The following is a 13,029-nucleotide window of genomic DNA, read 5'->3' as shown; positions in this document are numbered from 1 at the left end:
CCTCCTGCGCCGACGGCGACAGATGCCGCGCGTCCCCCACCAGATCGCTCACACCCCACCAACGACCCAGAACCCAAACCGTTTCGGATCAATACCAGGACCCCACCCCCAAGGCCAACGAGCAGGCCATGGGAGCGGTCAAGAATTTGGGAACCCCCCTCTACGGGAAGGATCCCGATCCCCAGTCGTCCGGGGTCAACTGGAACCGGGATCTGGCGGAGCGGGCGGCCTTCAAGCGCCTGACGGAATGGTCTCTGGAGCCGATGGGCGCGGACAACGCCCGCCTGTTCATGGCGTCGGGCGGATTCCCCCGCACTGCGCCGGAGCCGGGGACGGCGGAGTATCGCCTCGCGGTCGAGGACCTGAAGGCCCGGTTCGCCGGCTGCGCGTGGCGCGACCCGATCGACCCGAACAAGGTGCTCGACGGGATCACCACCACCGCCGTCGGCGAGTGGCAGCAGGAGATCGCCTCCCAGCAGACGCAGCGCAACCAGATCCTCACCGCGAATGCCGAGGCGAGCGCGGCCCTTACGGCGGGGGCGAGAGCTCTGGGCGAGATGCTGGGAAACTCGTGGGTCGCCGACCACGCGACCCGCTGGCAGGACTACTGGTCCCCCGGCGGCCCCGGCGCCGTCGGTGACAAGCCGACCGTTATCGAGGTACATGCCGCCAACGGCAAGTGCCTCGATGTCGAAAACAGTGGTACGAACGACGGCACCGCGGTCCAGATATGGACGTGCAACGGCACGGCGGCGCAGAAGTGGCAGATCTTCGGTGACGACTACGGCCTGCACTTGCGGAACCTCAACTCCTACAAGTGCCTGGACGTGTCGAACAACGATGCGGCGAACGGCACTCGGATCCAGATCTGGACGTGCAACAGCTCCCCGGCGCAGACGTGGGAGTACAACCTGCGTGCCACCACGAGCCTGAAGAACGTCGGTACGGGCAAGTGCCTGGACCTGCACACGTACGACCCGGGGTACGACGCATGGCTGTGGGAGTGCAATGGCACCGGCCCGCAGCAGTTCGACGTGAAGCCCTCCGGCAACGGAGCCGTTCCGGCGCAGAGTGAGTTCACCAAGGCCAAGGCAGCCGTCACCGGGGCCCAGGCAGGCGCGAAGCAGCAGCTCGACGTCCTCAGGGCCCAAGCCGTGGCGGCGAAGAAGGCCGCGACGACCACCGACACCGCTACACAGGCCGCCTACACGATCGCGGACGCGAGCGGTGCTCCGCGGGGCCGTGGTCTGCTGGTCGGCCAGCAGAAGGCACAGGTCACCAAGGGCGCTGTCGCTGCACTGGACGCGATGGTGAAGGCCGGCGAGACCGCAGAGGCAGCCACCCGGGCCTCCGGCGCGGACAGCGAGACCATCGCCCAGCGTGCTCTGGCGCAAGCCGCGCAGGCCAAGGCCGAGTTCCGCAGGGAAGCAGCGCACACGGCTGAGCTCCAGGCGAAGGCCGCATCGGAGGCGGCCAAGGCCCATCGGGACAACGCGAAGAAGGAAGCCGAGACGGCGAAGGCCAGGCTCGGCGACGCGGTGAAGGCGGAGGCCGACGCCAAGGCCGCCGCTGCTGACGCCCGGGCCAAGCGCCTGGCAGCCGAGGCGCAGGAGGCCACAGCGAAGAAGGAGAAGGGGACCGCAGCCGCCAAGCAGGGTGAGGCGGCGCAGCATCGAGAGAACGCGCAGGCGGAGGCGACGAAGGCGCAGAACGCCAGAACCAAGGCCGAGGCGTCCGAGGCCACCGCGGTCGAGAGCAGGAACGGGGCGGTCAAGGCACGCGATGAAGCCAAGGCCAAGCGGGACGACGCGTGGGACGCGGAGCAGAGGGCACAGACCGAGCGGGCCAAGGCCGACGCAAAAACCACCTATGCCGCGTCGCTCGATGCCGGTACGGAGGCGGACGCGGCTCGCACCGCGGCCACCCAGGCCGACCAGCACGCCAAGGACGCCGAGACAGCAGCCAGCAAGGCGCGCGGGGAGGCGGACGCGGCGACGAAGGCCGCCGCGGACGCGGACTCCGCGGCCACCCGCGCGGAGTCGGCCGCGAAGCGGTCGCGCGCGGACGCGGACGCCGCGCAGGCCGCGAAACTTAAGGCGGATGCCGCAGTGAAGACCGCGACCAGCGCGGCCGCAGACGCGATCGCGGCCTCACAGAACGCGGCGTCGGAGGCACGCAGCGCCGTCGCGCGGGCGAATGAGGCGGACGGCAAGGCAAAGACCGCCAAGACCCAGGCGGACCAGGCAAGCCAGGAAGCGGTCAAGGCGCGGGCTGCGTCGGCCAAGGCCGCCGGTTTCGCCTACGTCACCGCGCAGGCCGCGGTCGATGCCGGAAAGTCGGCCTCCCAGGTCGCCCGACCGGCGAACGACGCGATCCAACTCGGCTCGCCGTACGTGACCACGGACTCGACGGCGACGCTGATCGTGCTGACCGGGCAGGCCTCCAAGACGATCGCCGAGCAGCAGAAGGCCATCGCCGAGGCACATGCCAAGAACGCCCAGGAGGAAGCCGCCTCCGCCAAGGCGCTGGCGGATACGGCGCAGGCAGACACGAAGGCCGCCTACCAGCACTCGGCCAATGCGGCCGGATACGCCTCCGAGGCCCGCGGCTACGCCAAGGAAGCCCTCGGCTACTCGGCCGAGGCCGCCGGCTCGGCATCCCTGGCCGCGGCGTCGCTGGCCCGCACCACCGAGTACGGCCGTCAGGCCACAGCGGACGCCGTCGCCGCCGGCGAGGCGGCCGGCCGGTCCGAGGGCTACGCGAAGGAGGCCCGCGGCTCCGCCGACCAGGCGGCACTCGACGCCACCGCCGCCCGCAACGCGGCAGCCCAGGCAGAAAAGGACGCCACGGCCGCCCGCTCGGCAGCCGACCGCGCCAACACCGCGGCCACCGAGGCCGAACAGGCGGCAAAAGACGCCGACAAATACGCCAAGGAAGCCCAGGAATCAGCCGACAGGGCCGAGAAAGCCGCGAAGGCGCAGCAGATCGGCACCGGCACCGTCCCCGACGGATCGGGCGGCTCCATCGGCAAGATGTTCTACGTCGTCGACCACACCGAAAACATCGGCAAGCCCGAGACCCTCAAGAAGACGGACGGCTGCGAAGGCTGGTTCAACAAGCTCTTCTACAGGGGCGACTGCACGATGACCGTCAAGATCCGGTACAAGGCGTACCTCGACCTGTACCTGTGCACCGCAGAGGTCCTGGATCCGAAGAAGGGCACATGCCCGCCGGATGACACGGTGTATCTGGGTCAGTATCCGACGGACGAGCTGTCGCAGGAGATCACCCACACCATCACCATGGCCGAGTACCAGGCCAGCGTCGACCCGGTGGACATCCTCTTCGGAAGCTGGATCAAGTGCGCTCAGAAGATCGCCCCCGGCGGCGAGAACGGAAGCTGGGGCGGATGCGCCTGGGCAGCCGTGGACGTCGCCCTGCTGTTCTCGGGGAAGATCCTCAGGCCCATCGCCGAAGGCATCACCGCACTCGACGCCGCCATGCGGACCGGAATCGGCATCGCCGACGCCCTGCGCGGGCTGCGGTCGCTGAGGCTCAATCCGGAAGCCCTGGCAGCCATCGAGTACGAGGCGAACATGGCCGAGGCCGTCTTCACCTCCTGCAAGAAGAACAGTTTCCCGGCCGACACACGCGTCCTCATGGCCGACGGGTCACATCGCCCGATCGGCTCACTGCGGGTGGGTGACGCGGTACTGGCCGGCGACCCGGCCACCGGGACCGTCCGCTCCGAGCCGGTCACCGATACCTTCCGGCACACGGCCGACCGGCTGGTCACCATCAGCCTGGCGGACGGCAGCAGCCTGGACACCACCCCGGGCCACAAGATCCACGCCGCGAAGCGCGGATGGATCCTGGCCTCGGAACTGCGTCCGGGAGACCGGCTGCTCCGACCCGGCGGAACGCAGGTCACGGTGGCAGGGGTACGCAGCGATACCGATGCGGCATCTCAGCAGGTCTTCGACCTCACGGTCGACGGCCTGCACTCCTTCTACGTCCGCGCCGAAGGCTCACAGGCGCCGGACGTGCTCGTGCACAACTGCGTCAACCTCAACGACGAACTGCTGCCGAATCTCCGGAAGTACAGGGACTCGGGCGAGATGCACGGTCTCAAGGAGCACGTACTCCCGGATCCGGCCGAAGCGTTCAGGATCGCCCAGCGCAAGGGCGTGCCGAATACCGTGTGGACCAGCCAGGACATCGCCCAGCAGGCCATCGACCGCGTTCTCGCGGACCACTTCACGACGGTGAAGAACGGCCAGCGGGTCTTCGACAAGGAGGCATGGAAGGCGTTCCAGCAGAAGGTCGCCAGAGCGCGGGACGGGGAAGTGGTCCTGGACATCAGCGGCCGCTGGACGGCCTACGAGTCCCTGGGGAAGACGTACCACCCCGACGGCGTGACGATCACCAACGCCGGTAACGAAGTTAGGTTGAAGCTGATGAAGGTGCAGGGTCACAGCGGGCAGGGACGAGGTGGGTTCGCCATCATGACCGCATTTCCCACGGGGGTGGCCCCATGATCCGGGAACGTTCCGCGTACTACGAGCTCTACGGCTCGGATTTCGGACTGACAGCCCTGGCCGAAGGCCTCGCCCTCGCCGACTCCAGGACAGATCTGGATGCCGCCCTGTGCGCCGCAGAGATCGCCGACTGGTTCGAGGGTGAGGGAGCCGTCGAGCTGGGTGAGGACGCCCGCCGGTTGCTGGTGTCCGACCTACCGGAACACGTCCTCTCCACGGTGTGGCTGTCCTCTACTGGGCGCGCCTTCGACCCGGGCGGCCACGGCATGAGCTGTCGTGCCTGGCTGGAGCAGGTCTCGGACGTGTCCACGGCACGGCTTCGCCAGGAGAAGCGCTCTTACGTGCCGCCGCCCGTGCGGCCGGTGCGGGACGCGGTACTGTGCCGGGCCGTCGTGGTGGAACTCCGGGCCATGGCACCGGCCCTGGCCGATGCCTCGGCACTGCCGGACCTGATCGACGCCCTGGAGCAGGTGGTGACCGGCGCGGATGGCGACCTCGGCATGCGGCTGTTCCTCCGGGCGCTCAAGGCCCATTCGGTGCCCGTCCCGTATGAGGGTTACCTCCGCCTGCAGGAACTGGGCGGGCAGTTCGGCTTCCCGGCGGCCGTCGTCCACGACGGTCTCGACATCCTCTGGCCGGCGGTCAGCGCCAGCCGGTGGCGGCTCCATGGTGACTTCGGGCTCTCCCGGCTCGCCGGGCTGTTCACTGCCGGTTGGGACCACCGCACCCCCGGCCAGGCCGTCGAGCAGGCGCTGGTGGGCGACGGGTATGAGCGCCCTCCAGGCTCCGAGGCGGCTGTTGTCCTGGAGGACACCCACCGGGTCCTTGATTCTGGCCTGTCAGACGACGCGATCACCCTGTTGTGGCTGGCCGCGACGGACCGGGGCTACAACATCGACCGGCTCGGTATCGGCGGTCGGGAGTGGCTGCAGCAGGTCGCCGACTGGTGCGAGGACAACCTGTCCGCGACGGCACCCGCCTACGTCCCGGCGAAGCCGACCCCGGCCGGTGGCGGTGACGAGGTGCTGCGCGAAATCCGCGAAGTGGCTCCGTTCGCCGTGAGCACGGTGATCAGCCCCGCGTTCCACCCCCTGGAAGGCTCCAAGGTGATGGAGGCACTGGAGCAGGTCGTCGTCCGGGTCGACCCCGACCTCGGGTTCCGCCTGTTCCTGCGCATCGTGTCGATTCTGGGACTGCCCCTCACCGAGGAGCAATATGCCCGCTACGAAAGCCTCGCCGGCCGTTTCCACTACGGCGAGCACCACCTCCTCTTCACAGTCCACCACTTGGTGCAGCGCACCTGACCCACCCGCCTGAACCAGTACACATCCAGAGCGCCCCTCCCGCCGGAGGGGCGCTCGCCCTTTCGCACTGTGGGTAGCCCTCCCGTAGCCGGCTGGGTGCGCTGGAAAGTCTGAAGACCGAACTCCTCGGCCACTACATCCAGACGGCCGACCCGCCCTTCCTCCTCCGATAGAGCCCGCGAGCGGGGCCAGAGCAGACCGGAACCCGGGGCCACCGCAAGCCGTTTCGACAGCACCCTATTCCTCTCAATGGCGCCACCTCAGACCGGAAGAGTGGGGCCGGAACAAGGCGTTAGAGCCAATCGGGGGCACACCGCGGTGGACTCCACCGCGTGATCCACCGTGTGGGTGGAGTCCACTGAGTGGAGCCCACCCGATGGGATCCACCCGGTGTCGGCTCCGGGCGGTCTACTCGGTGGATGGTGCCCGGCCTCGTCACCACAGCCAGGCGTTCGAGTGCCGCATCCGGGACAGGGCGCGGGCATCGCGGCGGGCGGCGGCGCTGCCGATGCGGTTCTGCCGGGGCCGGAGCCGGGGCGACTGGGCGCCGTAGAACCGTCGGACTCCCGCCGCCTTGAGCCTCTTGCGCTGCTTGGCCAGCTCCGCCTTCTTCGCCTTGATGGACTTCGGCTTCCGGGGCCGCTTCCTGATCGGCTGCCAGTCCGTCGGCGGCACGTACGCCAGCTCCACCGCGTCCGTGCCGTCCACCTGCAGCTGCACTCCGAGCTCCCCTGGTCCGCCGAACCGATGAAGGGCTGGGCCGCCTCCGACCACCGCTACAGCCACCGCGGCAACGTCCCCGACAGCCCCGGATACACCACCGAGCAGAAAGCCGCGCTCGCTCGCCTGAATCGGCGGCTGCTGCGCCTGGCCACCGCCGTCGTCGATCACACCTGGTGGAAGTCCCTCGAGGGCGAAGACCGGGTGAAGGCCCGCATGGCCCTGAAGCGGACCACGCACGCCGAGCCGACATAGCCGTGCGTACGCGTGCCCGCGCTCCATCAGGAGGCTGCCCTCGAGCGCGACGCGAGACACGGATCGCGAGCACGTTTCGTGCCCGAGCCCGGCGGCGATGGCCGACTGCCGGGCTCGGCGGTCGCAGCCCGGGACACTGCCGCAATCAGCCTCACACGCACAACGTGCGTGGCAGGCATCGAGTCCGCCGGCCTGTCCTGCCGTCTGGTTGTAACCACTCGAATGGGTGATTCAGGGGGTGGTCGAGGGAGAAGTGGGGTGGGTCGGCTGTCTGGGAGGTGTGGGCCCGATCCGTGCCCGTGCCGATCCAGATGGAGAACGACTTCAGATGCCCGACGACTGGACCGGGATCCCCCCGGCTGTGGGCGCGGTGGCCGCCGTGGTGGCCGCCCTGATGAACCTGTACCGGGGCTGGCAGTCCCGGACGGCGGCGCTGCCTGCCCATGATGCCGCCCCGGCCATCGCGCTGCCGGTGGCGGCCGCCGGGCCGGTTGCGGTGCGGATCGCGGTGTCCGGGCCCTGCGAGGTGCGGGTGGCAGTGGCCGGCCAGGCGGGGACGGTCCTGGTCGAGGTGCTGCTGGCTGCCCCACAGTCCGCCCCGTCGGGGCCCTCGGCCAAGGAGCGCGCGCCGTGGTAGCAGACAAGTCACCGAGGAAGCAGCCCCGCCCGCGCGCGGGCATGCCCCTGGCCGCGGTGGAGGCCGGCACGTCGGATCAGGGTGGGGACGGTGGAGGGTCCGGGTGGGCCCAGTCCGAGTTGGACCTGTTCGAGAAGTCGGAGCCGCCGGTCTTGAGGGGGAAGACCGGCGGGAAGCTGTCGTTGGAGGCGTGCCAGGACGTTGTGGCGCAGGCGGTGTTCAACGTGACGGTGCGGCTGCGGGAGGGTCTGCTCGACGACAAGGTGACTGTCGGCGTACCTGCGGAAGGCGGCGTGGAATCTGGCGCTGAACCAGCTGACGGCGGATGCGCGGGTGGAGCTGGCCGGTGACCAGGTCGAGACCGCTGTCTCCGTGGCTCCGCCACCGGAGCAAGTGGCGGTCGGGGACGTGGACCCGCTACAGGACCTGGTCCTTCCTGCTATCGAGGCGTTGCCGCCGTCGAAGCGGCGGCAGGTGGTCCGGCTTCAGAGCCAGGGCCTGGACGACATCGAGATCGCGGCCGCGCTCGGCATACGTGCGGACCGGCTCCACCGGGAGCGGCACAACGCCGTGGTGGAGCTGCGGGGTGCGCTGGGGGCGTTCATTCGCGATGGGCACCGGAAAGCATCAGGACGCTGGAAGAAGGACAGGTGACGGTGGTGAGCCGTTTGAACAATGACGACAGCCGCGCCGTTGCGGCGTCGGCCGATCTGGTGGAACTGAACGCGGAGAAGAGCGGGCCGGACGTCTGGGATCGTCCTGGAGGTGACTTCGGACCGTTGGCCGGGATGTATGGGCTGGATCGGGACGGGTGGGAGCGGGCGAACTCCCTGTATGTGCTGGGGTCGAAGGCGCTGCGGCGCGGGGAGCTCGCGGTGGCCGCGGACTGGCTGGGCGAAGCAGCTGCCGCGGGGCACCCGGGAGCGATGTTCCGGATGGCGGCCGCGACCCTGCGGGCCGGGGCCGACTGGGCGGACGAGGCCCGGTTCCTGGTGGCCGAGACGGCCCGACACGGACACGGTGATGCCGCCCGGCTACTGGCCGGGATGGCACACCGCCGACACGTCCCCGAGACGGACAGGTGCGAGGACACGGAGTTCTTCGAGGAGGTCCGCAGGGGACTCGGCGTGCCCGAACACGTCCTGCACCCGGACGCCGACGCCTCCCCCACCCGGCAGGACAGGCAGGGCACAGGGGGCCCGGCTGCTGGGCGCGGCCCGCTCCGGCCTGTGGCCGTTCGCGGCGAGCCCGGCGACGACCAGCCGCGGTTGTTCCTGGTGCAGGCCCCGCAGGTCCCCCAGTACAGCCCGGCCGACAACGTTCCTTCGCCGGTGGAGGAAGCACAGCGCAAGCACCTGGCCGCTCTGCCCGAGGATGTGCTGCGTCTGCCATTGCCAGACCTGCAGCCCGACGTCGCCGCGGCAGTCCGCCTCCTGCGGCACGCCGCCGAACCCGACGGCAGCGGGCACGACTCGGCGGAGCCGTGGTGGTCGGCGGACGCGCTGCGCCCGGCGGTCCTGAACGACCTGGCCCGCCAGCGCAGCACCCTCGCCCGTGTTCCGGAGAAATGGCAGACCACCCAGCGCGCCCGCGACCTGCTGCACCTGATCAGCGCCGGCAGCGGTATCGACAGCCGCACCCTCGCCCACAAGGCCGGACTGTCCCTGACCGCCACGGTGCGTCTCCTGGACTGGCTGCGTGACCAGCGCCTCGTCGAAACCGTCGCAGGCGCCTACTTCACCGGCCCAGTGATGGACCTCGTCACCCGCCCCGATCCCGGCAAGCGGATGCTCGAGCGCGCCCTGGAGCAGCTGCGCGACGACCTGGGCGCGGCCGTCTATGTCAGCACGTACGCTCACGGAGAGATCGAGGTGAGAGTTTCCGCCCACAGCCCCACCGCTCCGCCCGTCGACGAATGGGCCCCCTTCACCGACACCGCGCACGCCAGCGCCGTCGGCAAGAGCCTCCTAGCCCAGCTCGACTTCGACTCCCGCATGGACCACCTCAGCCGCTACCCCTCGGTCCCGCTCACCGACCGCACCATCACCAGCCGGCGCGCCCTGATCGAAGCCCTCGACGAGCCCGGACCGCACGCCGCGCAGTTCGACCTCCTGGAGTACTCCAACAGGGAGGTGTGCGTCGCGTTCTCCCTCGGGCTGCCCGGCCGGGCCTCCAGCATCGCCTTGTCACTCCCGGCCCGCGACCACACCCGCCTGATCCCCGCCGCCCAACAACTCAGCCAGCGCGCCACCGGCCTCCTCCTCGCCCACCTCCTCACCGACGACAACCCACCAGCCACCCCCACCAACAACGCCGACAGCCAACAACGTCGCGCACTCCCCTAACCGGCTGACCGACTGCAGCCACAGGGTGAAGGTGGTGCTCTGCCGACGGCATGGGTAGGGCCGCCCGATCGGGGCGGCCCTACCCATCAGCAGATCTCCGCACTGGGGCCCCACTCCTGGATCTGTCCCGCAGATCTCAACGGCCTCCGAGAAGCGAGCAGCCTCTATCCGCCGACGCCAGCGCCAGCCGCACATCGTCCGCGGCTACTTCGGCGGCCCACACGTCCGCTACGCCCTCGACGAGAACCCCATGAGTTTCTGATCAATATCACCACAGGTCAAGGGCTACTTCGTTGTTTTTTCGGCGGATACTACTGGGACCCCTAGTAGTGGGTCAAGCTGGTCGGAAAAGATGGAAACAGCAAAAACGACGCCTTCGGCGGCGCCTGGAAAGCGGACCGGCCAGGTGTTCGGAGACGACCCTGGCGACGTGGCCAGGAGGGTCATGCGCCGCGTGTGGCACTCCTGGAGGGTTCAACTCGGCCGTGGGGTGGTGTTTTTGCCCACCGGCACCCCGGAGGAGCTCAGCCGGTCGATCACGGGAGATGTGTGGTCTGACCTGCACCACACCGTCGTCATCGCCCTGCGCCGGGCCACGGAGTCCGAGCTCGTCGAGCTGCTGACCAGCAACATCGTCCGGCGGGACCAGTGGGGCAGGGTCACCTTCCAGGCCGAGAACATGGGCCGCCTGGCCGCGTGGCGTCTGTGGCGGCTCATCAATTCCCGGAAGAACGCCCACGGCTACGGACGCCGCCGCGACGTCAGGGCGGCCTCCCACGTCGAGGCATGGGACAATCTCACCTCCACCCAGATTTTCCGGATCAGGGCCCGGATCGAGCAGGAGCGCCAGGAGCAGGCTCTCCGCGAGGCCGCCCTGGCCGAGGAGCGCCGGACCGAGCGAGCCGACCGGCGCGAACGCTGGGGCCTGCACCGGTTCGAGCAGCCCCAGCCCCAGGTCCGGGACTGGACCCGCGAGCCCGAGCACGTCCACCAGGAACAGCAGGAAGAGATCCAGCAGCGCATGGAGCGTCCCGCGTTCTCCTCAGCCGAGGCCACCTATCAGGCCGCCCTGGCCATGGCCAGGGCCGACAAGGCCGCCCGCAAGGCCGCAGGCCGAGGCTGAGCACCAGGACCAAGTCGGTACGGTGAACGGACGTCAGCCCCGCCGGCCGGACCTGCCCGCGTCCAGGCAGTCCACCGCGACCTCGACGAGGAGCTGCTGCCCGCCGGCGCAGGCGAAGCCACGCCATAGGTGAACTTGGAACGGCGCCCCGGCGGCGCGGGCGACGTCCGGCCGATGCTGCCCGCCGCCAGGTCCGTCCCCTTATAGGCCCCGGACTCCTACCTCTGACACCAGGTGCAAAGTAGGCGGCTCTCCGCAGGTCAACGGGTACAGCTCCGTGACGGATGGATGTTACCCTCGCTGCTTCGCGCGACGGGCGCCACGCCCAGTGGCAGACGTCCTGAATTGCTCTGGTCTGCGCACGCCACCAGTGCCACTCTTGCACGGTACGGTCCATCACTCTGTGTAATGCGACAGCCCTGAAGGGATCTGAGCTTCGTCAGAGAGGAGCCATCATGCGCATCCGTCATATCCTCACGGGATCGGCCCTGGGGGCCGTTCTAGCTATGGGCGCCATCACCGTTCCCGCTCATGCTGTTCAGCCTCAGCTCGCCGCGCAGTCGGCCAACACCCCGACATCTGCCCAGGGTCCGGCCAAGGCATCGGCATATGTATATGAGGACTGGTTCTTCACCCTTTCCTCATGCGACGCGGCCAGGCGTGCGAACCCAGGGCCAGCGAGCCACCCGTCGTACTGCGCACCCTACGGTGCTTTGTACTACCTCATGGTCTGGCGCTAGCCCCGAAGTTTCGTGACGGTCCGCCGGTTCGACCGGCGGACCGTTTGGGGTGACGGTAAGAACTCTGTCACCAGCCGCAGCACCCCAGTGGTTCGAGCCTGCGGAAGAGCTCAGACTGTGACCCCACCGAGCTACCCAGAACCACAGCACCCACGCCCCAGCCACGGTCAACCCGCAGCGCATCACCTGCTCAGCCTCGATTCCGTCACCACAGCCGTGAGCAGCGCCCCTGTCTTCGAAGGCGCGGTCCACTGAGGGCGCCCTGCGCCCGAGGGGTGCGCGAAGCGCAGGACCGTGACTGGGAGCGAAGGGGAGGTCTGGAGGGGATGCCGCTAATGCGGCCCCTCCAGGGATGGTCCAGCGCATCCAGGCGCTGGCGGGGGGTCCAGGGGGGCAGAGCCCCCCTGGCCGGGGTCCGCAGGTGGGAATCAACGAGAGCGATGGTCCGCTCGCCCGAGGAGACCTCTCCAGCCGGAAAGCGGCCGCGAGCCGCAGTCGTCCGCGGCGTCCAGGGCCAGCTCCACGACGGCGGCGACAGCCAGCGCCCTGTCAAGGCCGCCCTGGGCGCCGCAGGGTTCAGCTGGCGCTCTGGTAGGCCATCAGTCCGCCGGATTCCGTGATGGCGACGCCTGTGTAGGCGTTGACGAGGTCCGGTGCGATGCCGGGCGGTGTGGGCAGGTCCGCGCCGGTGCGGGAGTCCAGGGTGACGGTGCCGTCGGGTGTCTTGCCGTAGACCCTGCCGTGCCACACCGAGGTGACCCTCGGTGCGATGCGGCCGGCCTTCTCGTCGGGAAGCTGCCACAGGGTCGCCCCGGTCTTGGCGTCGACGCCCGTGACCCGCTCTCGGCCCCAGCAGACAACCGCGCCCGCGCCGTCATGCCGGCAGCGGGCTGCGGACGGCACGTCATCCTGCCGCGTTTCACCGGTTCGCACGTCGACCAGGCGCCGGCGGGCCTTCCCGCTGCCCTTCTCACGGGCGTCCAGGTAGAACAGATCCGGTCCCGCCGATCGCAGGCCGATGTCGAAGTACTCCGTGTCGTGCCATCGCTCGGCGCCTGTGGACAGATCGTAGGCCGTGGGGATGCTGTAGTCGTCGGAGGCCAACTTCCGCTTCGTCCCTGCCACGACGCCGCCTGTGACGACGGCGGCCTTGAACGTCTCCTGCGTCCAGAGCACCCTGCGGGTGGCGAGGTCGATGGCGTAGGTGGTCGAGGGGCTGGAGGCGTACGATCCGCCGTTCTTGTCCGCCAGTGTGACGACGGCGATGTTCTCAGAGGACGTTAAGTCCGATCTTCCTCGGTTCGTGATCGCTCGATCGTGGTACTGATCGCCATGCCGGACATCCGCTGGGCATGTTCATGCTGAGA

At 69.3% G+C, this 13,029-nt stretch carries 8 protein-coding genes and 1 pseudogene; 7 read left to right on the top strand and 2 right to left on the bottom strand.

Going from position 1 to position 13,029, the window contains the following annotated elements; all coding sequences use genetic code 11:
* Window positions 1-128: 128 nt before the first annotated feature.
* Both ACFY15_RS36345 and ACFY15_RS36340 read left to right on the top strand, forming a co-directional pair.
* Window positions 129-4,538 (top strand): ricin-type beta-trefoil lectin domain protein, encoded by a 4,410-nt coding sequence (locus ACFY15_RS36345; protein WP_390827023.1) that lies wholly within the window; start codon window positions 129-131, stop codon window positions 4,536-4,538.
* Window positions 4,535-5,842, top strand: coding sequence for a hypothetical protein (locus ACFY15_RS36340; RefSeq protein ID WP_390827022.1), 1,308 nt, complete (start codon window positions 4,535-4,537; stop codon window positions 5,840-5,842). Before ACFY15_RS36345 ends, ACFY15_RS36340 begins: the two co-directional genes overlap by 4 nt.
* Before the next feature lie 435 nt (window positions 5,843-6,277).
* On the opposite strand, the gene ACFY15_RS36335 is transcribed toward ACFY15_RS36340, so the two are convergent.
* A complete protein-coding gene (locus ACFY15_RS36335; RefSeq protein WP_390827021.1) occupies window positions 6,278-6,562 on the bottom strand; it encodes a hypothetical protein in 285 nt (94 codons plus the stop codon).
* A 27-nt stretch (window positions 6,563-6,589) separates the two neighbouring features.
* On the opposite strand from ACFY15_RS36335, the gene ACFY15_RS36330 reads away from it, so the two are divergent.
* The 5 genes from ACFY15_RS36330 (at window position 6,590) to ACFY15_RS36310 (ending at window position 10,922) form a co-directional block, all read left to right on the top strand.
* Window positions 6,590-6,817, top strand: a complete 228-nt coding sequence (locus ACFY15_RS36330) for a hypothetical protein (protein ID WP_390827020.1) — start codon at window positions 6,590-6,592, stop codon at window positions 6,815-6,817.
* 328 nt (window positions 6,818-7,145) lie between these two features.
* Window positions 7,146-7,454: a hypothetical protein gene (locus ACFY15_RS36325; protein WP_390827019.1), complete on the top strand. Its 309-nt coding sequence runs from the start codon at window positions 7,146-7,148 to the stop codon at window positions 7,452-7,454.
* Between the two features lie 333 nt (window positions 7,455-7,787).
* Complete coding sequence (locus tag ACFY15_RS36320) at window positions 7,788-8,108, top strand: hypothetical protein (protein WP_390827018.1); 321 nt, start codon at window positions 7,788-7,790, stop codon at window positions 8,106-8,108.
* Window positions 8,109-8,242: 134 nt separating this feature from the next.
* Window positions 8,243-9,799, top strand: a complete 1,557-nt coding sequence (locus ACFY15_RS36315) for an IclR family transcriptional regulator C-terminal domain-containing protein (protein WP_390827017.1) — start codon at window positions 8,243-8,245, stop codon at window positions 9,797-9,799.
* Window positions 9,800-10,298: 499 nt separating this feature from the next.
* Complete coding sequence (locus ACFY15_RS36310; protein ID WP_390827016.1) at window positions 10,299-10,922, top strand: hypothetical protein; 624 nt, start codon at window positions 10,299-10,301, stop codon at window positions 10,920-10,922.
* 1,316 nt (window positions 10,923-12,238) lie between these two features.
* Here ACFY15_RS36310 and ACFY15_RS36305 read toward each other — a convergent pair.
* A pseudogene (locus ACFY15_RS36305) lies at window positions 12,239-12,994 on the bottom strand (hypothetical protein); the annotation flags it as partial.
* Window positions 12,995-13,029 lie beyond the last annotated feature (35 nt).

This window comes from Streptomyces sp. NPDC001373 (assembly GCF_042895815.1).
Lineage (GTDB): Bacteria > Actinomycetota > Actinomycetes > Streptomycetales > Streptomycetaceae > Streptomyces.
Note: the sequence above shows the minus strand (reverse complement) of the source record. Positions and strands in the feature narration are given on the sequence as shown.

Excerpts from the sequence above, each read along its gene's own strand:
- ACFY15_RS36345 (WP_390827023.1), top strand. The coding sequence starts at position 129 with ATGGGAGCGGTCAAGAATTTGGGAACCCCCCTCTACGGGAAGGATCCC.
- ACFY15_RS36340 (WP_390827022.1), top strand. The coding sequence starts at position 4,535 with ATGATCCGGGAACGTTCCGCGTACTACGAGCTCTACGGCTCGGATTTC.
- ACFY15_RS36330 (WP_390827020.1), top strand. The coding sequence starts at position 6,590 with ATGAAGGGCTGGGCCGCCTCCGACCACCGCTACAGCCACCGCGGCAAC.
- ACFY15_RS36325 (WP_390827019.1), top strand. The coding sequence starts at position 7,146 with ATGCCCGACGACTGGACCGGGATCCCCCCGGCTGTGGGCGCGGTGGCC.
- ACFY15_RS36315 (WP_390827017.1), top strand. The coding sequence starts at position 8,243 with ATGTATGGGCTGGATCGGGACGGGTGGGAGCGGGCGAACTCCCTGTAT.